At 50.6% G+C, this 23163-nt stretch carries 22 protein-coding genes; 6 read left to right on the plus strand and 16 right to left on the minus strand.

Going from position 1 to position 23163, the window contains the following annotated elements:
- Positions 1 to 2580, minus strand: a complete 2580-nt coding sequence (gene leuS / locus BCF53_RS02755; protein WP_132699667.1) for a leucine--tRNA ligase — start codon at positions 2578 to 2580, stop codon at positions 1 to 3.
- A 149-nt stretch (positions 2581 to 2729) separates the two neighbouring features.
- Here leuS and BCF53_RS02760 point away from each other — a divergent pair, with 149 nt between their 5' ends.
- A complete protein-coding gene (locus BCF53_RS02760; protein WP_132699669.1) occupies positions 2730 to 3275 on the plus strand; it encodes a DJ-1 family glyoxalase III in 546 nt (181 codons plus the stop codon).
- Positions 3276 to 3327: 52 nt separating this feature from the next.
- Here the strand turns inward: BCF53_RS02760 and BCF53_RS02765 are convergent, their stop codons facing one another.
- The 6 genes from BCF53_RS02765 to rlmF all read right to left on the minus strand — a co-directional run bounded on the left by BCF53_RS02765 (position 3328) and on the right by rlmF (position 9292).
- Positions 3328 to 4095, minus strand: coding sequence for an amino acid ABC transporter ATP-binding protein (locus BCF53_RS02765; protein ID WP_132699671.1), 768 nt, complete (start codon positions 4093 to 4095; stop codon positions 3328 to 3330).
- Positions 4096 to 4104: 9 nt separating this feature from the next.
- A complete protein-coding gene (locus BCF53_RS02770) occupies positions 4105 to 5220 on the minus strand; it encodes an amino acid ABC transporter permease (RefSeq protein WP_132699673.1) in 1116 nt (371 codons plus the stop codon).
- 12 nt (positions 5221 to 5232) lie between these two features.
- Positions 5233 to 6420 carry an amino acid ABC transporter permease gene (locus tag BCF53_RS02775; protein ID WP_132699675.1) on the minus strand — a complete coding sequence of 396 codons (1188 nt, stop codon included), beginning with the start codon at positions 6418 to 6420 and terminating at the stop codon, positions 5233 to 5235.
- A 110-nt stretch (positions 6421 to 6530) separates the two neighbouring features.
- Positions 6531 to 7553, minus strand: a complete 1023-nt coding sequence (locus BCF53_RS02780) for an amino acid ABC transporter substrate-binding protein (RefSeq protein ID WP_132699677.1) — start codon at positions 7551 to 7553, stop codon at positions 6531 to 6533.
- A gap of 281 nt (positions 7554 to 7834) precedes the next feature.
- Entirely contained in the window at positions 7835 to 8275 is a 441-nt protein-coding gene (locus tag BCF53_RS02785; protein ID WP_132699679.1) for a YHS domain-containing (seleno)protein, read from the minus strand.
- Positions 8276 to 8344: 69 nt separating this feature from the next.
- Positions 8345 to 9292, minus strand: a complete 948-nt coding sequence (gene rlmF, locus BCF53_RS02790; protein ID WP_207902631.1) for a 23S rRNA (adenine(1618)-N(6))-methyltransferase RlmF — start codon at positions 9290 to 9292, stop codon at positions 8345 to 8347.
- 323 nt (positions 9293 to 9615) lie between these two features.
- Here rlmF and BCF53_RS02795 point away from each other — a divergent pair, with 323 nt between their 5' ends.
- Positions 9616 to 11094: a DUF3360 family protein gene (locus BCF53_RS02795; protein ID WP_132699682.1), complete on the plus strand. Its 1479-nt coding sequence runs from the start codon at positions 9616 to 9618 to the stop codon at positions 11092 to 11094.
- A gap of 54 nt (positions 11095 to 11148) precedes the next feature.
- Here the strand turns inward: BCF53_RS02795 and BCF53_RS02800 are convergent, their stop codons facing one another.
- The 7 genes from BCF53_RS02800 to BCF53_RS02830 form a co-directional block, all read right to left on the minus strand.
- Entirely contained in the window at positions 11149 to 11955 is an 807-nt protein-coding gene (locus BCF53_RS02800) for a YdcF family protein (protein ID WP_132699684.1), read from the minus strand.
- Positions 11956 to 11992: 37 nt separating this feature from the next.
- The gene (locus tag BCF53_RS02805) at positions 11993 to 12400 is read right to left on the minus strand and encodes a PilZ domain-containing protein (protein ID WP_132699686.1); all 408 of its coding nucleotides are present in this window, start codon (positions 12398 to 12400) and stop codon (positions 11993 to 11995) included.
- Between the two features lie 54 nt (positions 12401 to 12454).
- A complete protein-coding gene (locus tag BCF53_RS02810) occupies positions 12455 to 13675 on the minus strand; it encodes an argininosuccinate synthase (protein ID WP_132699688.1) in 1221 nt (406 codons plus the stop codon).
- A gap of 139 nt (positions 13676 to 13814) precedes the next feature.
- Positions 13815 to 15236: a nitrogen regulation protein NR(I) gene (ntrC, locus tag BCF53_RS02815; RefSeq protein ID WP_132699690.1), complete on the minus strand. Its 1422-nt coding sequence runs from the start codon at positions 15234 to 15236 to the stop codon at positions 13815 to 13817.
- Positions 15220 to 16308: a nitrogen regulation protein NR(II) gene (gene glnL / locus BCF53_RS02820; RefSeq protein ID WP_207902632.1), complete on the minus strand. Its 1089-nt coding sequence runs from the start codon at positions 16306 to 16308 to the stop codon at positions 15220 to 15222. The genes ntrC and glnL overlap by 17 nt, the downstream gene beginning before the upstream one ends.
- Positions 16309 to 16626: 318 nt before the next feature.
- A complete protein-coding gene (locus BCF53_RS02825) occupies positions 16627 to 17421 on the minus strand; it encodes a class I SAM-dependent methyltransferase (RefSeq protein WP_132699694.1) in 795 nt (264 codons plus the stop codon).
- Between the two features lie 56 nt (positions 17422 to 17477).
- Complete coding sequence (locus BCF53_RS02830; RefSeq protein WP_132699696.1) at positions 17478 to 17840, minus strand: acetyl-CoA sensor PanZ family protein; 363 nt, start codon at positions 17838 to 17840, stop codon at positions 17478 to 17480.
- Between the two features lie 114 nt (positions 17841 to 17954).
- Between BCF53_RS02830 and hisB the strand changes: the two genes are divergently transcribed.
- Genes hisB through hisF form a run of 3 tightly spaced genes read left to right on the plus strand, consistent with a single transcriptional unit; the run spans position 17955 to position 20033 of the window.
- Entirely contained in the window at positions 17955 to 18545 is a 591-nt protein-coding gene (gene hisB, locus BCF53_RS02835; protein WP_132699698.1) for an imidazoleglycerol-phosphate dehydratase HisB, read from the plus strand.
- Between the two features lie 41 nt (positions 18546 to 18586).
- Positions 18587 to 19237, plus strand: a complete 651-nt coding sequence (gene hisH / locus BCF53_RS02840; protein WP_207902633.1) for an imidazole glycerol phosphate synthase subunit HisH — start codon at positions 18587 to 18589, stop codon at positions 19235 to 19237.
- 37 nt (positions 19238 to 19274) lie between these two features.
- The gene (hisF, locus tag BCF53_RS02845) at positions 19275 to 20033 is read left to right on the plus strand and encodes an imidazole glycerol phosphate synthase subunit HisF (RefSeq protein WP_132699700.1); all 759 of its coding nucleotides are present in this window, start codon (positions 19275 to 19277) and stop codon (positions 20031 to 20033) included.
- Between the two features lie 8 nt (positions 20034 to 20041).
- Here the strand turns inward: hisF and BCF53_RS02850 are convergent, their stop codons facing one another.
- Complete coding sequence (locus BCF53_RS02850) at positions 20042 to 20944, minus strand: ThiF family adenylyltransferase (RefSeq protein ID WP_132699702.1); 903 nt, start codon at positions 20942 to 20944, stop codon at positions 20042 to 20044.
- A complete protein-coding gene (locus tag BCF53_RS02855; RefSeq protein WP_132699704.1) occupies positions 20941 to 21582 on the minus strand; it encodes an N-acyl amino acid synthase FeeM domain-containing protein in 642 nt (213 codons plus the stop codon). The genes BCF53_RS02850 and BCF53_RS02855 overlap by 4 nt, the downstream gene beginning before the upstream one ends.
- A 363-nt stretch (positions 21583 to 21945) precedes the next feature.
- Here BCF53_RS02855 and pfkA point away from each other — a divergent pair, with 363 nt between their 5' ends.
- Positions 21946 to 22908, plus strand: a complete 963-nt coding sequence (pfkA, locus tag BCF53_RS02860; protein WP_132699706.1) for a 6-phosphofructokinase — start codon at positions 21946 to 21948, stop codon at positions 22906 to 22908.
- Positions 22909 to 23163 lie beyond the last annotated feature (255 nt).

Raw genomic sequence — 23163 nt, forward strand, 5'->3', positions numbered from 1 at the left:
TTAGTTAGCAACAATGTTCACCAGCTTGTTCGGCACCACAATCACCTTACGAATGGTGTTTCCATCAGTGAACTTGGTTACCCGCTCATCGGCCAGCGCCATTGCCTGCACCTCGTCCTTAGTAGCTGAGGCCGGTACATCCAGTTTCGCACGGACTTTACCGTTAACCTGAACCACATACAGCAGCGTATCTTTTACCAGTGCGTCTTTATCTGCCACAGGCCAGCTCTGATCAATAATCAGATCATCGTGACCCAACTCCTGCCATAGAGCCTGGGTAATGTGCGGCGCAATAGGCGACAGCAGCAATACCGCCGTTTTAATGGCTTCGTGCACCACTGCGCAGGATTGCTTGGCGTTCGACTCAAACTTGGTGACAGCATTCAGCAGTTCCATGATCTTGGCGATCGCGGTGTTAAAGGTTTTGCGCTCACCAAAGTCGTTGGAAACACCCTCGATGGTTTCGTGTGTTTTACGGCGCAGCCCTTTTTCAACATCGTTCAGTTCAGCCGGGTTCAGCGCGGCAAAGTCGCCACAGGCTTTAATTTGATGGGCAGCACGCCATAAGCGCTCAAGGAATTTCTTCGCGCCCTGCACGCCAGATTCGGTCCATTCCAGGGTTTGCTCCGGAGGGGCGGCAAACATAGAAAACAGGCGCAGAGTATCGGCACCGTATTCTTCAATGGCCGACTGCGGATCGCGGCCGTTCATCTTCGATTTGGACATCTTCGCCATACCAGCGTACTGAACCGGCTCATTGGTTGAAGCCTGAATGCCACTAACGATACGGCCCTGCTCATCTTTCTGTGGTTCAACATCTTCCGGAGACACCCAAACACGCTCGGTGCCGTTCATCTTGTACCAGGTTTCTGCCAGCACCATGCCCTGACACAACAGGTTGGTGAACGGCTCACTGGCTTTCACAATACCTTCATCACGCAGCAGTTTCTGGAACAAACGCGCATACATCAGGTGCATGGTGGCGTGCTCAATACCGCCAATGTACTGATCGACCGGCAACCAGTAGTTCGCCTCTTCAGGCTCAAGCATGCCTTCGTCATAATCAGGTGTACAGTAACGGGCGAAGTACCAGCTCGATTCCATGAAGGTATCGAAGGTATCGGTTTCACGGGTTGCAGGCTGACCCTGCCAGGTAGTCGCTTCAAATTCGGGGTTATTTTTCAATGGCGAGTTGATGCCATCAAAGGTGACTTCATACGGCAATTCAACCGGGAAGGTTTCCGCAGGCTTGGCTTCACCATCGACATAGACCACAGGTACAGGCGTGCCCCAATAACGCTGACGGCTCACACCCCAGTCTCGAAGGCGATAGTTCACGGTAATTTCACCGTTACCCTGTTCCGCCAGCTTGGCGGCAATCGCCTCGAAGGCGGCATCGAAGTTCATACCGGTGAACTCGCCGGAATTGACCAGTAAGCCTTTTTCTGTGAAGGCCGCCTGTGATAAATCACACACCAGATCGCTGCCCGCTTCCGGCTCGATAACCTGCTCGATATCCAGGCCATACTTGGTGGCAAATTCCCAGTCGCGCTGATCATGACCCGGTACCGACATGACTGCGCCAGTGCCGTAGTCCATCAATACGAAGTTTGCGGCCCATACAGGCACGCGTTTACCGGTGAGCGGGTGAACGGCGTAAATACCGGTGGCACAGCCTTTCTTCTCCATCGTTGCCATATCGGCTTCGGAGGTGGTTGACTGGTTACATTCTTTAATAAAGGCCTGCAGCTCGGCGTTACCTGCCGCGGCTTCTGCAGCCAGCGGATGCCCAGCGGCAACGGCCAGATAAGTAACACCGAACAGCGTATCCGGACGGGTGGTATAAACCTCAACCGCTTCGTCTTTACCCTCGACCGCAAATTTCAGCGTGACCCCACGGGATTTACCAATCCAGTTACGCTGCATAGCCTTTACTTCATCCGGCCAGCCGGGCAGGTTGTCCAGCTCATTCAGCAATTCTTCGGCATAAGCCGTGGTGCGGATAAACCACTGCTCCATCTCTTTGCGTTCAACCGGGGTATCACAGCGCCAGCAGCAGCCATCGTGCACCTGCTCATTGGCGAGTACGGTCATGTCATTCGGACACCAGTTCACGAAGGACGACTTTTTGTAGGCCAGATCTTTTTCGATCAAACGGGTAAAGAACCACTGCTCCCACTTGTAGTAATCCGGCTTACAGGTGGTAACTTCACGGTCCCAGTCATAGGCGAAACCCAGGCTCTTCAGCTGGGTACGCATGTAATCAATGTTTTCAAACGTCCATTTAGCCGGTGCAACACCGTTTTTGATGGCCGCGTTTTCTGCCGGCATACCAAACGCATCCCAACCCATCGGCTGAATGACGTTTTTGCCCTGCATACGCTGATAACGGCTGATCACGTCACCAATGGTGTAGTTACGAACATGCCCCATGTGTAGCGCGCCACTTGGGTACGGCAGCATCGACAGGCAATAGAACTTCTCTTTGTTAGTGTCGACAACGGCCTTAAAGACCTGCTTTTCTTCCCAAATTTGTTGAACTTTGCGCTCGATAGCGGCCGGGGAGTAACTTGCTTCCATTGGTTCGCAACTCATATGTTAAGGTTAAACAGACCGGATAGAATATCCGAAGAAAAATAGGCGCTAAGAATACAGCAGAGCCGTTAGCAATTAAACTGATCACTGAGGCAATTGCCGGTCCTGCCCTTATCTATACAAGGAGCTTTCCTATGAAAACTGCATTAGTACCACTGGCTCAGGGATGTGAAGAGCTTGAAGCAATCACCATTACAGACATCCTGGCTCGCGCTGGTATCCGCGTGACCACCGCCGGTTTAAATGGCGACCTGGTCACCGCCAGCCGCGGCGCGGTTTTAAAGCCGGATGCCGATATCAACGACCTGGTCAACAACCACTACGACCTGATTGTACTGCCCGGCGGGCTGCCCGGTGCAGATCACCTGGCAAACTCAGCACCGCTGTTAAGCATGCTGCAAAGCCAATATGACGCCGGTAAAACCGTAGCCGCCGTCTGTGCTGCACCCAAGGTACTGGCCAAGGCAGGCATTCTGCCGAAGCATCGTTACACCTGTTATCCGACATCGCTCGATGAGTGCAAGCTCGAGGAACCCAGCACCGGCGAGGCTGTGGTGGTCGATCAGAATGTCATTACCGGCCGGGGTCCGGGCGTCGCCCTGGATTTCGCTTTAACCCTGGTTGAACAGCTGTGTGGCCGCGATAAAAAAACAGAAGTTGAACTGGCGCTGGTGCGCTGAACGAAAAAAGCCCGCGACCTTGCGGTTCGCGGGCTTTTGGTATGGCTGGCGCTTAGTGGCCCAGAATCTGACTCAGGAACAGCTGAGTACGCTCGTTCTGCGGGTTCTCAAAGAACTCAGTCGGCGTATTCTGCTCAATTACCTGACCGGCATCCATGAAGATAACGCGGTCAGCAACCTTCTTAGCAAAGCCCATTTCGTGCGTTACACACAGCATGGTCATGCCTTCCTCTGCCAAAGTAGTCATTACATCCAGTACTTCGGCAATCATTTCAGGGTCCAGTGCAGAAGTCGGTTCATCGAACAGCATGATTTCCGGCTTCATACAGAGTGAACGTGCAATTGCTACACGCTGCTGCTGACCACCAGAAAGCTGCCCCGGATATTTGTTAGCCTGATCCGGAATCTTAACGCGCTCTAAGTAATGCATAGCCGTCGCTTCCGCTTCAGACTTAGGAACCTTACGCACCCACATAGGCGCAAGCGTCAGGTTTTCCAAGATCGTCAGATGCGGGAACAGGTTAAAGTGCTGGAAGCACATACCTACTTCACGACGAACCTCTTCAATGTTCTTAACATCGTTGGTCAATTCAGTGCCATTAACAATGATCTGACCTTGCTGATGCTCTTCCAGGCGGTTAATACAACGAATCATCGTTGATTTACCAGAACCGGAAGGACCACAGATAACGATGCGCTCGCCTTTGGTTACTTCAAGGTTAATGTCTTTAAGCACATGGAACTCACCGTACCACTTATGCATTTGGTTAATTCGAATGACAATCTCATCCGATAATTCACGTTGATTTGATTCAGTCATTTCGTTTCCTTAATTTCTGTGGCCGGTGTTCAGGACGCGTTCCAGGTGCTGCGAGTAACTACTCATGCTGAAACAGAATACGAAGAATCCAACAGCAGCAAAAACGTAGCCTTCTACAGTGAAGCCAAGCCAATTAGGGTTGGTTGCCGCCAGCTGAGCCATACCCAACAGGTCAAACAAACCAATAATTAATACGAGGGTTGTATCTTTAAACAGCCCGATAAAAGTATTTACGATACCCGGGATTACCATCTTCAGTGCTTGCGGAAGAATAATAAGAATCATGCTCTTAGGGTAGTTTAAGCCCAGCGCGGCTGCGGCTTCATACTGCCCTTTCGGGATGGCCTGCAGACCACCACGCACCACTTCAGCCATATAGGCAGAAGAGAACAGGATAACGCCCACTAATACGCGTAACAGCTTATCGGGGCTGAGGCTTTCCGGCACAAACAGCGGAAACATGACAGATGCCATGAACAACACGGTAATCAGCGGAATGCCTCGCCAAAACTCGATAAATACCACACAGAATGACTTAATCACCGGCATATTCGAGCGACGCCCTAACGCCAGTAAAATACCCAACGGTAACGATAAAACAATACCGGAAACGGCGATCACCAGCGTCAGGAACAGACCACCCCAGCGAGGTGTCTCAACCACTTCCAGACCAAAGCCGCCACCGTAATACAGGTAGAAGCAAATAATCGGGTACACCACCAGTAAAAAGGCCGCCAGGACCAGCTTGATCTTTTTAGGCACTGCGCTGAAGAACAACGGTATCGCTGCCACGATGGCAATGACGTAAGAAAGATTAATACGCCAGATGGAATCGCTTGGATAGCGGCCATACAGCAACTGATCGAACCAGACCCGGATAAACACCCAGCAGGCACCATCTTTGGTACAGGCGTCTTTTGAGTCTCCGGTCCAGTCGGCATAGATAATGGCCCACTTCAGCAGCGGCGGTAACAACGTAATGATCACATAGAAAGAAAACAGCGTCAGAATGGAGTTGAGCACTCCGTTAAACATGTTTTCTTTCAGCCAGAACAGCACGCCGACCGTATTATTTGGTGGCGGCAGGTTGGGATGCTGACCTACTGGATACTTTTGCGTAGTCATATTCATTTACTCCTATCGCTCTACTAACGCTTTCGAGGCGTTATACCAGTTCATCAGAGATGAAATTGTCAGGCTGAGGAACAGATACACAGCCAACGTCATCCCCATAATTTCCACGGCCTGACCTGTCTGGTTCAGTGCGGTACCCGCAAAGATTGAAACCAGATCCGGGTAGGCGATCGCAGCTGCCAGTGAGGAGTTTTTAGTCAGGTTCAGATACTGCGACGTTAGAGGTGGAATAATGACGCGCATCGCCTGAGGAATAATCACCAAACGGGTTGTCCAGGAAGGCTTCAGCCCCAGCGAGTAGGCAGCTTCAGTCTGGCCCTTATCGACCGACATAATACCGGCACGCACAATTTCCGCGATAAACGAAGAGGTATAGATTGAAAGCGCAAACACCAGAGCCGAGAACTCAGGCGTCATCACCATTCCGCCCCGGAAGTTAAAGCCTTTAAGCTCAGGGATATCCCAGCTCACCGGGAATCCAGTGCCAATCAGCGCCAACAGTGGCAGCCCGATAATCAGCCCCAGCGATGTGTAAAACACAGGGAAACGCTCACCGGTATTTTCCATTCGCTTCTTAGCCCAGATACGCAAAACAATGATGCCAACAATGGCGGCAATCAATGCAAACAGAATCAGGCCAGAGCCGTCTTCAAAAATGGGTTTAGGACCATAAAGACCACGGTTGGAAAGGAAGATAATGTCAAAGAAATTATCAGCTTGCTTCGGGTTCTTCAGCGGACGCAATACAGCGAAATACCAGAAGAAGAGTTGCAGAAGCAGCGGAATATTACGCAATGTATCAACATAAACAGCCGATAAGCGTGCCACCAGCCAGTTTTTTGAAAGACGGGCAACCCCCATGATAAAGCCAAGGATTGTCGCCAGAAATACACCAATTACAGACACCTTAATGGTGTTCAGCAAACCCACCAGGAAGGCGGTAAAGAATGACGAGCTTTCATCGTACGGTATGAGCGTCTCTGCAATCTTAAAACCCGTACTCGTTTCCAAAAAGCCAAAGCCCGAGGAAATACCACGCGCTTCCAGGTTAAGCATGGTGTTTCGAATAAGGGTAAAAAGCACCACAACTACCAGCAACAGAAACACACCCTGAAAGACCAGCGCCCGTTTGTCAGGGTCGCGCCAGAAAGGGGGTTTTGCCGGAGTAGACGATTTGGTTTGATCAGTCACCAATCTGTCTCCAATATTATTTATGTGCTCGAAGCGAGCGATTTACTACGGTTCTTTTAGAGTAATTACGGGAGGGCTGAACGCCCTCCCAGAATTGAGCGCAGGTTATATTAACGCAGTGGTGGCGCGTACATGATACCGCCTTTGCTCCACAGGTTGTTCAAACCACGCGGCAATTCAAGAGGCGCTACGTTGCGCTCCCAGATTTCACCGTAGTTACCTACCTGAGAAATAACGTTTACAGCCCAGTCTGCTTCCAGACCCAGGTTTTCACCCAGAGAGCCTTCAGCACCAACGAAACGTTTTACAGCAGGCGCAGCATCTTTGTTCGCTGCAGCAGCTTTGATGTTAGAAGAATTCAGACCCATCTCTTCCGCTTCAACAGTCACGAAGATAGACCATTTAACGATGTCGAAGAACTGGTCATCGCCGTGTGCTACAGCAGGGCCTAATGGCTCTTTAGAGATGATTTCAGGCAGCACTATGTGTGCTTCCGGCTCAGCCAGTTTAGTACGCTGTGCAGCCAGACCTGATGCATCGGTAGAATAAACGTCACAACGGCCAGCGTCGTAAGCAGCAACAACTTCGTCAGACTTTTCGAAAACAACAGGCTCGAACGTCATGCCGTGTTGAGAGAAGTAGTCTGCCATGTTCAGCTCAGTAGTCGTACCCTGGTTAGTACACAGAGAAGCACCGTCCAGTTCCAGAGCTGAGGTTACACCCAGATCTTTACGAACCATAAAGCCCTGGCCGTCATAATAAGTTACGCCAGCGAAGTTGATACCCATTGAAGTATCACGAGACTGTGTCCAGGTAGTGTTACGTGACAGCATGTCGATTTCACCAGACTGCAGCGCAGTGAATCGCTCTTTAGCAGACAGAGGAGTATATTTAACTGCGTCTGCATCGCCGAAGATGGCAGCGGCGGTTGTACGACAGAAATCTACATCCAGACCAGTCCAGTTACCTTTCTCGTCTGCATTAGAAAAACCAGGCAAGCCCTGGCTCACACCACACTGAATAAAACCTTTCTCTTTGATTGAATCAAGAGTCGCGCCTGCGTGCGCTGTGCCCATCATAAGTGTTGAAGCTACAGCAACACTTAGGGACGAAAGTACAACTTTCTTAATCATTTGAGTCTCCTAGATTTATTTTTTGCTAAAAAGCGAAGGCATTTAGTAGTTAACCTTTCTGATTAAAGCGAAGTCAGACTATCACGGGTTATTTCAAAATCGAAGACGTCGAAAATGGCTAAAATTAGCCAGCGCATTAAATTTGCCCTATAACAGTGCGCGCCCTGTATTGGGGCATTTTGGGCGCACACTGATGTTGCGAATACCCCAAAAACAGGGGAAATTTCATCTTTTTTAAGTGTCAGATTATTGTAAATTTTTTGCATGCATTAGACCTTAGTCTAATGAGTAGTTGCACCTTCGTTAAATTCAGACCACCAATATTCAGCCAACTCTATTTGCTCCTGCTGGTCTACAGCCCATTGCGCTTTACCCCACCAGGAAAAAAACAAATACAGCTGACCATCGATAATTCGGTAGATCTTAGGGTTCGCGGTCACCAGGTGTCCGTCACTCAAACCATTGGCGCAGTGCCCGTCAAATCTGGGCTCATAGCGTTCGGGCTCTTCTTTGAACAATGCCAGGTTGTGCTGACTTGAGAAATGCCAGACTCTGCCATTCCATTCTGTCTGAAAGCGGCTTTCGCCCTGCACGGGCTTTTTTTCCGTAAAGTAAGAAACGACGTCATAGCCGGATATCGCCAATTCCACCCTGTCGCTGGCATTTACAAACGAAACCAAAAACAACGACAACACAGCAAAGGCAAGCGAGATAGTACGCATGAATTGAACTCCTTAGTTGAACGGTGCTTTGAGCGACCAACGCAACAGAAGTTCAATAGAAAGCCATACTCAGAGTAAAATAAGCTCTTTCAGGCGGGCGGGCTCTTTGAAGGTCCAGGCCAGAATGCGGCTGCTTTTATTACCCTGCGTCATGGAGATTACCTTATGGTCCAGAGTACCGGCAGCACGGACAATCTTGACCAGTGGCGATACATTCGCGCCATTGGAAATCAATGAGGTAAACCAGCCAACCTGGCTGCCATAGCCGGCACTTTCCCGGATCATCTGTTTAATGAACGCCAATTCACCGCCGTCACAAAACAGTTCACTGGCACTGCCGCCAAAATTAGCGGAGGGTTTCACGGCCGTGTTCGCACCGGGCTTGGTACGGCTGAGGTTTCGGGTCTTGCGCATTCTGGCGCTTGACGCCTCTGCCTGGCTTTTAAAGAACGGCGGATTGCACATCGTCAGTTGAAAGTAATCTTCTTTCTGTATAACGCCATCAAAGATACGTTTCGGGTCGGACTGCCGCCTTATAGAGACTGATGACTGCAAATTCCGGTTGCCGGCGATAATTTCGGCGGCATTTTCAATTGAGACCGGGTCAACCTCTGAGGCAACGAATTGCCAGTGATACATCTGACTGCCCACAATGGGGTATATAAGGTTAGCCCCGGTACCGACATCCAATGCCCGGATATTCAACCCTTTAAAGTTCTTCCGGTTAGCGCTCTGCAACAGCAGATCTGCCGTATAATGAACGTAATCCGACCGCCCCGGGATGGGCGGGCAAAGGTAGCCCGGAGGAATATCCCAGTTACTCACCCCATAGTAATGCTTCAACAAGGCTCGATTGAGCTCCAGTACCGAGAGTGGGTTGGCAAAATCGATGGTTAACTCATCACGCGGGTTTTTAGTCAGGTGAGCGGCCAGAGGTGGATGACTTTTGCACAACAGAGCCAGGTCGTAGCGCCCTTTATGTAGGTTTCTTTCATGCAAAATGCCTTTAGATTTCAACTGCTTATACCTCTTAAATAACAAAACCGGAAAGACCCGGGGCGAATACAATAAATTATTGCTGCTTTCTATAGTACTGTACAATCCGCCTGACAGGCTTAATCGGTCTGTGCAGAGCCCTGTCTCACTTGTGGGCAACCGAGTCTGCAAAATGACACATTGCCGAATCGTGTAGCGCCTCAAAGCAGGCAAGCGTTGACCAGAATCAATGTGGTGCTAATGAAATAAAATTACATTTGTCGGCCATTTTTTTGGTTATATTTACAAAAAGCTGTAATTACCCAAAACAACACAATTTTCTTATCCCAACTGGAACTCTACTGATGCTAAATTCAAACGAAGCAGAAGTAAGCGTAGAAGAAAAAAGCTACGCGGAACTTCACCGCCCTGCCTCTGAATTTGAAACACGCAGTGATTACTTAGATCACGAACTGATTATTATGAAGCCACGCCGCTGGCGCCTGAACCTGCCTGGCCGTGACTTCCGCTTTGAACTGGAAGACTTAGTACCGGCAATCGCAGGTACCATCGGCATTACCGTTATGTACTCCGCGGTAATGACCTCCTGGGCAAATGGCTTCGGCTTAGATGCGAACTTCATCATCGAAAACGTTCGCGTTGAAATGCTGGTTTCGGCCTTCTTCTTCTGCATCATTACCTCCGGTTTCCTGAACCCGCGTGCAAACCTGGCCGGCAACCATGGCCCAATGATCCCGCTGATCGGCATGATCGCGGCTTCCGGTGCACACCCTCTGGCACTGGCTATTCTGCTGGGTATCTTTGGTTTGATCCTTAGTATCACGAAAGGCGGCTCCCGCCTGGTTACCCTGACGGGCGACGGTGTTGCCGGTGGTCTGCTGGTATACCTTGGCCTGTCCGGTTCGATCTCTCAGATCAACTCGCTGATCAGCTGGTCTGCCGATGTTGGCGTTGCGCACGTTGGCTTCATCGTATTGCTGGTTAATATTATCCTGTATTCCTACCTTGCCCGTGTTGGTAAGCGCTGGCTGGCAATTCCTGCCTGCTCCGTACTCGCGGTAGTCGTTGCACTGGTATTGGGTGCCCCCTTTGAATTTAAAACAGCACCCGGCCTGCCTAACCTGAACCCTGCTTACTGGTGGCTGTCCACCGAAACCGGCTGGAAACTGGGCCTGCCAAACATGCAGCACTTTATTGCTTCTCTGCCGTTCGCGTTGCTGGCTGTCGCCATGTGGTCTCCAGACTTCCTTGGCCACCGCATCTTCCAGGAACTGAACTACCCACGCCAGGCCAAGAACACCCTGATGGATGTTGATGACACCATGACCGGCTGTGCAATTCGTCAGATCGTTGGTACTACGTTCGGCGGCGGTAACGTAACGTCCTCTTGGGGTACTTACATGATCCCTGCGGCCATTGCTAAGCGCCCAATCCCGGCTGGCGGTATTCTGCTGGGTACCCTGTGTATCATTATTGCGATTGCCGGCTATCCGATGGATATCACCGTATGGCGTCCGGTAATGAGTATCGCACTGCTGGTGGGTGTATTCCTGCCACTGCTGGAAGCCGGTATGCAAATGGTTAAAGACACCAAAGATTCTCAATCTGCCGGTATCACCATCTTCTCATCTGCAGTTGTTAACCCGGTGTTCGGCTGGGCTATCACCATGCTGCTGGATAACAACGGCCTGATCGGTGACAAAGAACGCGCTAAGACGCTGTCTTTCGCAGACCGCATCATCATTCCGCTGAGTGCATTCATCATCTCCGGCGTCGCAATGGCTGCTGTGGGTATGCTGCCGGGCATCCCTGCCCTGCTGTAACCATGAACCTTGCTCTGTAACTAAAAACGCCGGCTAGTTGCCGGCGTTTTTGTATCAGCTGCAGTCACTCTCGGGAAACAGCGACATCGTTTTACCGGTCACTCTGTAAACCAGCAATCCAACCCACTCGTGTAAAGCATGCTCCAGATCACTCAGGTGATACGCAAACGCCCAATGCGGCGTTAAACGGCCGCCCCAATAAAAGTGATCCACCGGGTAGGGAACAACATTCCAGCCTAACTTACAGAACACACCGCGGGCGCGGGGCATATGATAGGCACTGGTAATCAGCCACCACTCTTCGCTCGCCTGCGGTTGCACCAGGCGCTGAGAAAACAGCCCATTCTCATAGGTGTTCCGGCTTTTGCTTTCAAAGACCATCCTGCCGGGTTGTACACCCAAACGCTGATAAAACTCCTGGGCAATGTCCGCCTCAGCCAGCCCTTCACCGGAAACCCGGTTGTTTCCACCGGTAAAGACCAGCCTTGCCTGCGGATACTCCCGAGCCAGCATCGCCATATAAATATCGCGTTCTGCGGCGCCGTTCATTTCCAGTTGACCCCAATACTCTGAGGGCTGTTTTTGCCAGGCACCGCCAAGCACAATAATGCCGTCCGGTGTGCGGCCCGCATCGGGTAGTTCGGAATAGTGCTTTTCAAGCGGAATGACCAGCCATTCGCCCACCGGATAGAAGCCAATGCCCAGCACCAGCAGGATCTCTACAGACCATAAAACGGCGGAGCTTTTTTTCTTTCCGGTGTGTTTAAGAATAAATGCCAGTACCGGCAGTAATACCAGCCAGGTTCCTGGCATCAGGAAGAACCAGGCTATTTTCGAGACGATAAAAAAGAGCGTATCCACAGTTACCCCGTGCGTCAGCTAGTTATTTTTGAGGCGATCAACGGGGAAACTTTGGCGCGTACCTGGCAATCCATTCCTCGGCGGCCTGCTCACTGCTCAGCTCCCTGCCCTCTTCGGATTCTACCTTACGCTTATAGTGCTCGATATGACAAACCTGCTCCACCATCCGGAAACTGAAGGCTTCAGCAGAATCTTTAAACTTAACACCCACGTGATAGCAGCTATCAACGCGCCGACACCACTTAACATCACAGTCGGCCTCGAAATTAGGATCCTGAACGTAAATATTCACATGAATGGATTCACCGGGAGGAATGTAATTATCGGTCACAAAGCTCAGGCCACCGGCACTGACATCGAGCAGGGCATTGCGCACACAGTAGTAGTGATCACGCATAATACAGTTGATTGGGATATCCGTTGGGTGACGAATGAAGTGACGCATGGACGTTCCTTATGCAACCATTAATTCAGGCTGCATAAGGAAGTATAGACAGCCTTACAGAGAACTGCGGCCTTTTGATGCAGCGATTTTCAGTCGCAATGCATTCAGCTTGATGAAGCCTTCAGCATCTTTCTGATCGTATGCGCCGGCATCTTCTTCCATTGTGGCGATTTTCTCGTCGAACAGGCTTTCATCTGACTTACGGCCAACAACAATGACATTGCCTTTGTACAACTTCAGACGAACAGTACCGGAAACAAACTCTTGAGAGTCGTCGATCATCTTCTGCATCATCTTGCGCTCCGGGCTCCACCAGTAGCCGTTGTAGATCAGCTCGGCATACTTAGGCATCAGGCTGTCTTTCAGGTGAGCTACTTCGCGATCCAGAGTAATGGACTCGATGGCACGGTGAGCGCGCAGCATAATGGTGCCCCCCGGTGTTTCATAACAGCCACGGGCCTTCATACCAACATAGCGGTTTTCCACAATATCGATGCGACCGATACCGTTTTCGCCACCCACCTTGTTCAGGTAGGTTAATACAGTCGCCGGAGTCATCGCTTCGCCGTTTACAGCGACGATGTCACCCTTTTCATAGGTCAGCTCTACGTAGGTTGGCTCATCCGGTGCCGCTTCAGGGCTGACCGACCAACGCCACATGTCTTCTTCAGCTTCTTTCCATGGATCTTCCAGAATGCCGCTTTCATAAGAAATGTGCAGCAGGTTGGCATCCATAGAGTATGGTGATTTCTTCTTAGAGCTGGAGAAATCTACCGGAATCTTGTGCTCTTCACAGTATTCCATCAGTGATTCACGGGAGCTCAGATCCCACTCACGCCACGGCGCGACAACCTTTACACCCGGCTTAAGTGCATAGGCACCCAGCTCAAAACGAACCTGATCGTTACCCTTACCGGTCGCACCGTGGGCAATAGCATCGGCACCGGTTTCATTGGCAATCTCAACCAGACGCTTGGCGATCAGCGGGCGGGCAATAGAGGTTCCCAGCAGATATTCACCTTCGTAAATGGTATTCGCACGGAACATTGGGTAAACGAAGTCACGCACGAACTCTTCACGCAGGTCTTCAATGTAAATCTCTTTAATACCTAAAGCCTCAGCTTTTGCGCGCGCCGGTTCTACCTCTTCACCCTGACCAAGGTCGGCGGTAAAGGTAACAACTTCGCACTGATAGGTTTCAGAGATCCATTTAGCGATAACCGAAGTATCCAGGCCGCCGGAATAGGCTAAAACGACCTTTTTAATATCTGACATAGGGGCTCCCTAAAAGACAGGTTAATTGTGTACTGAAAAGCACGCCATTGTATGAAGTGTTAAGGCAATTCACCAGTGAATTGCCAACAATGGACTCTTGCAGAATTATATGGGAATCGGAGCGTTCGCTCCGCTAAATTTAATCGACGTCTTCCAGGCCGTCGTCAAGACCCAGCTCTTTGATTTTCCGGGTCAGCGTATTGCGCCCCCAGCCCAGCAATTCAGCAGCATCGCGGCGGCGGCCGGCGGTGTGCTTCAGTGCCGTTTCAATCATAACGCGTTCAAAGGCCGGTACAGCGATATCCAGAATCCGTGATTCACCACGCGCAAGCTCGCGATCGGTCCAGTTACGCAGCGATTGCTCCCAGTTTTCATGACCACCACCCTGACTGCTCTCTTCGACCAGTTCCGGCGGCAGATCGCTGACCAGCACTTCACGGCCAGAGGCCATCACCGTTATCCAGCGACAGATGTTTTCCAGCTGACGTACGTTGCCCGGCCACGGCAGGCGGGAAAGATAGGCTTCGGTATCCTGACGCAACGTTTTAGGCTCCACATCCAGCTCTTTCGCTGCTTTATGCAGGAAAAACTCCAGCAGGCGCGGAATATCTTCGCGTCGGTCAGACAATTTAGGAATATGGATACGAATAACGTTCAGGCGGTGGAACAAATCCTCACGGAAGCGGCCTTCTTCCACCAGTTTTTCCAGGTTCTGGTGAGTAGCTGCAATAATGCGCACATCGACCTTAATAGGCGTATGGCCACCCACGCGATAAAACTCGCTGTCCGCCAGTACACGCAGCAGACGGGTTTGCGTCTCTGATGGCATGTCGCCAATTTCATCGAGGAACAGCGTACCGCCATCGGCCTGCTCAAAGCGGCCCCGGCGCTGATTCTGCGCACCGGTAAAGGCACCCTTTTCATGGCCGAACAGCTCGGATTCCATCAGATCACGCGGAATCGCGGCCATATTCAGAGCAATAAAGGGCTCGTCTTTGCGAGGGCTGTGGCGATGCAATGCCTGGGCAACCAACTCTTTACCAGTACCCGACTCACCATTGATAAGCACAGTAATGTTACTTTGCGACAACCGACCAATGGCCCGGAAGACCTCCTGCATCGCAGGCGCTTCACCGATAATCTCCGTTTGAGTGGAGCTCTTGTGCACTTCCTCAGCCGGCTGATGCTTGGCACGATGCTCAATAGCACGCTCCACCAGGGACAGCGCTTCATCGACATCAAAGGGTTTTGGCAGGTATTCAAATGCCCCGCCCTGGAATGAAGCCACGGCGCTGTCCAGATCGGAATGAGCGGTCATGATAATGACCGGGATATCCGGTTGTTCGGTCTGAACCCGTTTCAGAAGCTGCAGGCCGTCCATACCATCCATTCGAACATCACTGATGATCACATCGGGCGCATGGTGCTGAATTTTTCGGAGCAGACTTTCGCCGCTCTCAAAGACAGTGCAGTTATATCCGTGTTTTGTCAGAGCGCGTTCCAAAACCCAGCGGATTGACCGGTCATCATCCACCACCCAGATATTACTTGTCTTGTTCATTCATTGCCTCCAGTGGGAAATAGACACTAAATTGCGTGCGTCCCGGGACGCTCTCGCACACAACCGTACCCTGATGTAATTCCGTTATTTGCTGAACCAGCGACAACCCCAATCCCGTTCCTGACGCTCGTCCAGATATCATTGGATAGAAAATCTTCTCCAGCAGATCCCGCTTAATACCTGGGCCGTTATCGATGACATCGACCCTCAGAACAATACGGTGGCGTTTCTGCCGGATAGTAAACTGGCGCACTGTGCGCGTTTTAAAGGTGATGCAGGGGTTTTCCCGCTCACTCTCAGTCAACGCCTGTAAGGCGTTACGTCCGATATTGAGGAACACCTGAATCAGTTGAGCTTCATCCCCGATAAATTCCGGAATACTTGGGTCGTAATCGCGCACCAACTCAATGCGTTCGCCCACCTCGGCCTTGAGCAGCGACACCACCCGCTCAATTACCTGGTGGATATTCAGGCGCGCAAATTCAGGCAGCTGATGACTGCCCAGCAGGCGATCGACCAAGGTACGCAACCGGTCGGCCTCTTCAATGATAACCTTGGTGTATTCCTGTAAATCCTCATTCGGCAGTTCACTGGCCAGCAACTGTGCTGCACCGCGAATACCACCCAATGGGTTCTTAATTTCATGAGCTAAGCCACGCACCAGGTGGCGGCTGGTTTCGGTCTGATCAATGCGACCTTCATCGCGGCTGATGCGCACCGCCCGGTCCGCCGGAACCATTTCAATGATAATGCGCAGATCGTCGCCTTCGAGAAATGGGCTGACGATAAAATCGAGCGTCAGCTGTTCTTCCATATGGACCAACTTCCATATCGCAGCGCGTACAGAGACAGAGGAGCCCTGCTTAACCATAGCAGCCAGCACTTCTCTGATGTCTTCCGGGTTTTCAAACAAACTGTCGAAACCCTGCCCGAGCAACTGCTTGGCAGAGCGAAACAACAGCAATTCAGCAGATGAATTGATGTGCTCAACCTGATAGGCACTATCAAGCACAGCAACCGCTGTAAATTGGTGCTCAACTATGCGCCGAAATGCTGAATCCTGATCAACCACTTTCTGTACCCTACTTAGCCATAGATTAACAAACGCAAGAAATAGGCCAGCCCATTGATTTACAAGTCCTTTTTTCACAAACATCCAACCTGCGAACAGAAAGTGATACAAATCATCTCTGAACCCGAGAAAACGAAAGCGCGAAGCCGCGAAAAGATTTTGGTGCACCAAATATTTTTTGGTGCTCAGAATTACTCAGAACCGCACAATGAAAGTGCTGGAGAAACAAAAATAACGCCATTAAGGGGCGCGATCAAGACGACGCGCACCAAAAGTGAGCGCCGATTGAATTTTATTGTTCTTGAAACAATACGGGGATCAGGGCTTACGCGCTGCGCAAAAGCCTGAATGGGGAGTCAGTCGAAAATGCCCCTTTTCATCAACTACCTGCTGAATTTCAGAGCTAATTTCAGACCAGTTCTGCTCAATCCAACCGGCCAGCTGGCCCTTCATGGTTTTCATCAGGTAAGCCTTAACTGGCTCTGGGCCCGGCAAGTGCAGAAAGTTATCGTATTCGAACTGATCCACTCTGCCGAAAATACTCGAGAGCGTTTCAAATGCGTTTTCAAGCCCAAAGCGATTGGCCCACTTTTCAGAAAACCAGGGTAAATCAGGGTTTCTTTTTCTGAGCATTGCAATCAACTCACACAGGTGGTCGGCCCCTACGGTTGAACAGATCAGAACGCCTCGGGAGTTCAGCAGACCAAAGATCACGCCCAACAGGCGATAGATATTCTCTGCATAGAACAGGTTGTGGTTGGCAATGATAATATCGTAGTGCTCACCGATGAGCGGCGTCAGATCATTGAAGTCGAGCTGTTTGAACTGCACCCGATTACCATTGGGCACGTAGCTGCCGATCTTGCTTTGTGCAACACCGAGCATACTTTTGTTTACATCCGTCAGCGTGATATCACAGTTCTGCCAGCGCGGCAGCAGATATTGCCAGAACTCACCGTCGCCACAGCCGATTTCCAGTACGCGCTTACCGCTGACACTGCCGAGCATACCGGCCTGCCACTCAAAAAAACTCTGCTGTCCCGTGGAATAATCGTACAGGCGAATGCGTGTTTGTATTTCTTGTTCCATTCCGCTGTCAAAAACGAGGGTCATATACTGCTCATACTCCTTTCGATCCGTAGGGCCAGTCTAGACAAAAAAACCTGCGATCACCCCTTTTTACTCAACAGTTTATGATAACAATCAACTATCCATGGGTTGTCTTCGCCTTTTGTCAGCTTCAGATCCGGTCGATTCTCTATCAGTAACGACAAGATACGCCGACCAACACCGCGATTTCTTGTAATCGGGTGCACGGCGACGGCCTTCAGGCGGCACCCGGAGACAAACGCAAAACCGACAATGCGCTCATTAAAGACGGCAGTCCATAGCTCAACAGGTTTTTCACTGTTCGGCCAACGCTGTACTGCCTTCGTGGCAGGGTTTTTTTTAGGTAAATCCCTTACGATTTCCTGTAATGAATTGTTTAATGAGTCTGAGCTAGAACTCTGCTGACATAAGATGACCGGCACTTTTGTATTCCAAGCTGGTTTTGGCGCTCAGCATACTTATATAATTGAGCGCAGCAAGATGATTTCGTTATCATTGAGGTCTGTTTAAAACCCTTTTCCCAGAGTGAGAATACCATGAGTCGCACCGCGACAATCACACGCAACACCAACGAGACCAAGATCTCCGTTTCAGTCAATTTAGACGGCACCGGCAAGGCCGAGCTCAATTCCTCAATGCCCTTCCTCGATCACATGCTTGATCAAATTGCCCGGCACGGCCTGATAGACCTGAACATTCAGTGTCAGGGCGACAATCACATTGATGACCACCACAGCGCAGAAGATGTCGGCATTACTCTGGGTCAGGCCTTCAATAAGGCCGTCGGTGATAAAAAAGGCATTGTCCGCTATGGCCACAGCTACGTACCGCTGGATGAAGCGCTTTCCCGCGTGGTTATCGACTTCTCCGGGCGTCCGGGGCTCGACTTCAACTGTAAGTTCACCCGCGCAAGCATCGGCAGGCTGGATACCGAGCTGTTTTATGAGTTCTTCCAGGGCTTTGTTAACCATGCGCTGGTAACACTGCACATCGATAACCTGAAGGGCCACAACTCTCACCATCAGGCTGAAACGATATTTAAGGCCTTTGGCCGCGCGTTACGCATGGCACTGACCGTTGATGAGCGCCAGCAAGGCGTTATTCCTTCGACCAAGGGCTGCCTGTAGTTCAAACAGGTCACCCTTCGGGCATTTAACTGGAGTTTAAGTTGAAAAAACACCTACTCGCTATTATCGACTATGGCATGGGCAATCTGCACTCGGTCTCCAAGGCTATTGAGCATGTTGCACCAGATTTTCAGGTGGAGGTCACCTCCGATAAAGAACGGATTTCACAGGCTGACCATGTGTTGCTGCCCGGTGTGGGCGCTATTCGCGACTGCATGGCAGAAATCCGTAAACAGGGCGTGGATCAGGTCGTCAGTGACGTTATCGCGTCCGGCAGACCGATGCTGGGTATCTGTGTAGGCATGCAGGCGCTGATGAAGTTCAGCGATGAAAATGGCGGCGTGGAATGCCTTTCTTACTTCGATGGCCACGTTCATCAGTTTCCCAAGAACCTCTACGACGCTAATGACCTGCCAATGAAAGTACCGCACATGGGCTGGAACAATGTTCAGCAAACTGTAGAGCACCCGCTCTGGCACAACATAGCCTCCGACAGCCGCTTCTACTTCGTGCACAGCTTCTATGCCGAGGCGCATGCCGACTACACCGCCGGAAAGTGCCAGTACGGGCCGGAATTTGCCGCGATGATTTACCGGGATAACCTTTTTGCAACCCAGTTTCACCCGGAAAAGAGCCACACCGCTGGCCTGCAGCTGTTAAAAAACTTCACTCAGTGGGATGGCAAACTCTGACCCAGCCCTCCCCGTACGGCAATAAGGAGCATCTTTAATGCCACTCGCAAAGCGAATTATTCCCTGCCTTGATGTTGATCAGGGCCGCGTCGTCAAAGGCGTTAATTTTGTCAATATCCGGGATGCCGGCGATCCTGTCGAAGTTGCTAAACGCTACAACGAACAGGGTGCAGACGAGATCACCATGCTCGACATCACCGCCACCCATGAAGGTCGCGGTACCATGATTGAAACGGTGCAGGCTATTGCCGGCCAGGTGTTCATTCCGCTTACAGTGGGCGGGGGCATCCGAACCGTAGAAGATATCCGTGCCATGTTAAATGCCGGGGCGGATAAGGTGTCCATCAACTCGGCAGCCATTTTCAATCCGGAATTTGTCCGTGAGGCCTCTGAACGCTTCGGCGCCCAGTGCATCGTCGTCGCTATCGATGCGAAAAGAGTGGACGACCATTGGGAGATATTTACCCATGGCGGCCGCAAGCCTACCGGCATCAATGCTGTTGAGTGGGCAGTGAAGATGGAGCAATACGGGGCCGGTGAGATTCTGCTGACCAGTATGGACAGAGACGGCGTAAAGACCGGGTTCGATATCGATCTAACCCGGGCTATCGCCGACTCCATCTCTATTCCTGTCATTGCAAGTGGCGGCGTGGGTACACTGGACCACCTTGCAGAAGGTGTATTAAAAGGTCATGCAGATGCTGTGCTGGCAGCCAGTATTTTCCATTTCGGCGAATACACTATTCAGCAAGCTAAAGAAGCTATGGCTGCGCAGCAGGTTGAAATGAGGCTTTAGAGCCTCATTTAAGCCATCGCATTGTGGCTAAATGCCTCCCATACCCCTGTCTTTTTAAAGGAACGTTTAGCCAAATGGATTTTCAACAGCTGTTTAGGGTGTGCATTACCCATTATTAACTGCTTTCGCACCCATTGCTGTTTATAGGCATCAAACTGACGATACCAGGGCGCAGGTAACGAAGCCCCCCGGTTCAGCAGCAGCCTGACAAGTTCTCCTGCAATCAGCGACGCAGCCAACTGGGTGCCAATAATTGAACTAGGCCCTGTCTGCTCAATCGGATCGAATACACTCATATCCATATAGTCTCTGTGCAAGCCAACCGGGGCAAGCCCAACCAGGAACTTGGTAATCTGATCGGCATAAGAATCTTCGGGCTTAAAGTTGAAGAATTGATCAAAATTCAAGCCACGGTCCGGCAAATAGATCTGCAGGGTTGCCGAAAAGCCAAGCGGTGCAGCAGTCATCGCCGGAATTCCAGCTTCCCGAGCAGCTTTAAACAGCGATCGTCTGGCTGAAATTGCAAAGAAGTCAATGCCATCCAAAACGGCCTGACTGCCACTGACAAAATCTGCGGCATTTTCAGGGCTGATCAGTTCCGGGAAAATCTCAACCTGTGCATTAGGGTTAATAGAAAGAATACGCTCCTTTGTTGCCTCCGCTTTATTCTTACCAACGCTTTCCAGTGTTGCCCCCAGCTGTCGATTAAAGTTTGCGACATCATAGGTGTCCAGATCACATAAGCGGAACCGACCAATCCCAAGGCGGGCCAGCGTTTCCGCAACCGTACTGCCGATACCGCCACACCCGGGTATAACAACTAACGAAGTGGACAGTGTCGCCTGCTCATTAGCATTGAGTAAGCCAAAGTTACGATTAAATGCTTTTTCGAATGACCATAGAGTTTTCATGCGTTTGTTCCTTCTAATAGGTATTTCATTTCTGGTTGGTTGTCTTTCACTTCACCTACAAACAGGCTGACCGGCAGTTCATTGATGCCATCGAAACTGATGGTTTTGGTGGCGATCACTCGCCCGTTGAAAAAACGTGAGTAGTAGCGGTTAAGCCGCTCGTTGAAGTAGAGAACAATGGCATCGGCCTGATCTTGCATGGCCAATGATTTGAAGATGGCAAAGGTCCGGTTCCGCAACAGAGCAGCATCGGGGATTGGCAGCATTGAGAACCGCCAACCGTTCACCATGCGGTACTTTTTCCTGAGAAAGGCCAGTTCATCAGCAAAGTAATGCGTTACCGGCATTCCTCTGTCCGAGTCCATCGTCACGGAAAAAGTCCCGACCATTCGCCTGTCCTGGCCGAAAATTTTGATCACCCTGGTTTCCGGGTGAGGGTCAAAGTGCTCCGATTTTGCCGCAGTGAGCGCATCTGCAATTTCGACATCCCCTTGGGCGGCCAAATTTGCAGCAACAAACTGCCATATACCGGGCATTTCTTGACTATAGTTTTGCTGGTTGATCAATTCATACTGGAAGCGACTCTGCTCTGAGTCGTATGAATAAAGAGTGGATTGAGTTACTACTTGGTTTGTCATTAGCTCGTTACCTCTTTCGCTGTTAAAACCTCGAACAGCTTACGATTGAGGCCTATCAGCCAGAATTTGGAGTTACCCAAATCCCGATAGAGATCACACAAACTATGAATTTACCGTGGATTTTATAGACGGAATTCACATATCAGAGATGCAGCTATGCGCTATTTGTGATAAATGCAAACCCGATTATGTTATTAACTTTCATACTTTTGACTTCACAAACTATTAAAACACCCTGTATCGCACTAAAATTGTCCCCAATTACGAAAAATATCAGGAGTACACCGTAATATTCTTACAAATAAGGTGACTACTGACCGACAGCTTAACTATGACTAATAACTTAAATGAGGCAGTTTAACTATGGTTCAAAAAATTGGAGTGCTGACCAGCGGCGGCGATGCCCCTGGTATGAACGCAGCAGTACGCGCCGTTGTTCGTGCCGCGCTATCCAAAAATATTGAAGTATTTGGCGTTTACGACGGCTATCTCGGTTTATATAACAACAAAATCAAGCAACTGAAGCGTCATGATGTTTCAGACATGATCAACCGTGGCGGCACCTTCCTGGGCTCTGCTCGATTCCCCGAGTTCAAAGAAGAATCCATACGCGCTAAGGCCATTGAAAACCTTAAAGAGCATGAAATTGAAGCTCTGGTCGTCATCGGCGGTGACGGTTCTTATATGGGCGCTAAAAAACTGACCGAAATGGGATACCCCTGCATTGGCCTGCCGGGCACTATCGATAACGACATTGCCGGCACCGACTACACGATTGGCTTCCACACCGCATTGAACACCGTGCTGGATGCGATCGACCGCCTGCGTGACACCTGCTCTTCCCACAACCGTATTTCCATAGTGGAAATCATGGGCCGCTACTGTGGTGACCTGACCATGATGGCATCAATTGGTGGTGGCGCTGAGTTCACGGTTATTCCGGAGAAAGAATTCAACCAGGACGACCTGATCCAATCCATCTCTGCCGATGTTAAGTCCGGCAAAAAGCACGCAATCATCGCGATTACCGAGCACACGACTAAAGTTAATAAACTGGCCAAGAAGATTGAGGCCGAAACCGGTCTGGAAACCCGTGCGACTATTCTGGGCCATACCCAGCGCGGCGGTGCTCCGGTTGCTTTCGATCGCATACTGGCCAGCCAGATGGGGGCTTTTGCCGTTGAACTGCTGCTGCAGGGCGAAGGCGGCCGCTGTGTTGGCGTACAAAGCAACAAACTGGTTCACCATGACATTATCGATGCGATCGAGAACATGCCAAGACCGTTCAAAGAAGACATCTATAATCTGACCCGAATTCTGGCCTAAACCGCCGGTTGACTGGATATACAAGGGCCTGATCAGGCCCTTTTTTTTGCCTGAAAACTAACCACACCCTGCCGCGATTCCAGCGAAATTTCGCTATGCCAACAAGTTCGCCAAAGCGGTGTTTTCTATAGCAAAAAAGGCCCAAAAAAAGTCGGGAATGAATCCCTGAGGTTTAAAAATATGACCTATGTCAACTAGGCAGCGAAGCTCAGACAGATAATAGTTCTCGAAGAATTTGCAGAGCGTGTTGAACTC

It is taken from the genome of Reinekea marinisedimentorum, assembly GCF_004341165.1.
GTDB lineage: Bacteria > Pseudomonadota > Gammaproteobacteria > Pseudomonadales > Natronospirillaceae > Reinekea > Reinekea marinisedimentorum.

Bases quoted from the DNA above. Each gene is read 5' to 3' on its own strand.
- leuS (WP_132699667.1), bottom strand. From the start codon at position 2,580: ATGGAAGCAAGTTACTCCCCGGCCGCTATCGAGCGCAAAGTTCAACAA.
- BCF53_RS02760 (WP_132699669.1), top strand. From the start codon at position 2,730: ATGAAAACTGCATTAGTACCACTGGCTCAGGGATGTGAAGAGCTTGAA.
- BCF53_RS02765 (WP_132699671.1), bottom strand. From the start codon at position 4,095: ATGACTGAATCAAATCAACGTGAATTATCGGATGAGATTGTCATTCGA.
- BCF53_RS02770 (WP_132699673.1), bottom strand. From the start codon at position 5,220: ATGACTACGCAAAAGTATCCAGTAGGTCAGCATCCCAACCTGCCGCCA.
- BCF53_RS02780 (WP_132699677.1), bottom strand. From the start codon at position 7,553: ATGATTAAGAAAGTTGTACTTTCGTCCCTAAGTGTTGCTGTAGCTTCA.
- BCF53_RS02785 (WP_132699679.1), bottom strand. From the start codon at position 8,275: ATGCGTACTATCTCGCTTGCCTTTGCTGTGTTGTCGTTGTTTTTGGTT.
- BCF53_RS02795 (WP_132699682.1), top strand. From the start codon at position 9,616: ATGCTAAATTCAAACGAAGCAGAAGTAAGCGTAGAAGAAAAAAGCTAC.
- BCF53_RS02805 (WP_132699686.1), bottom strand. From the start codon at position 12,400: ATGCGTCACTTCATTCGTCACCCAACGGATATCCCAATCAACTGTATT.
- BCF53_RS02810 (WP_132699688.1), bottom strand. From the start codon at position 13,675: ATGTCAGATATTAAAAAGGTCGTTTTAGCCTATTCCGGCGGCCTGGAT.
- ntrC (WP_132699690.1), bottom strand. From the start codon at position 15,236: ATGAACAAGACAAGTAATATCTGGGTGGTGGATGATGACCGGTCAATC.
- BCF53_RS02825 (WP_132699694.1), bottom strand. From the start codon at position 17,421: ATGACCCTCGTTTTTGACAGCGGAATGGAACAAGAAATACAAACACGC.
- hisB (WP_132699698.1), top strand. From the start codon at position 17,955: ATGAGTCGCACCGCGACAATCACACGCAACACCAACGAGACCAAGATC.
- hisF (WP_132699700.1), top strand. From the start codon at position 19,275: ATGCCACTCGCAAAGCGAATTATTCCCTGCCTTGATGTTGATCAGGGC.
- BCF53_RS02850 (WP_132699702.1), bottom strand. From the start codon at position 20,944: ATGAAAACTCTATGGTCATTCGAAAAAGCATTTAATCGTAACTTTGGC.
- BCF53_RS02855 (WP_132699704.1), bottom strand. From the start codon at position 21,582: ATGACAAACCAAGTAGTAACTCAATCCACTCTTTATTCATACGACTCA.
- pfkA (WP_132699706.1), top strand. From the start codon at position 21,946: ATGGTTCAAAAAATTGGAGTGCTGACCAGCGGCGGCGATGCCCCTGGT.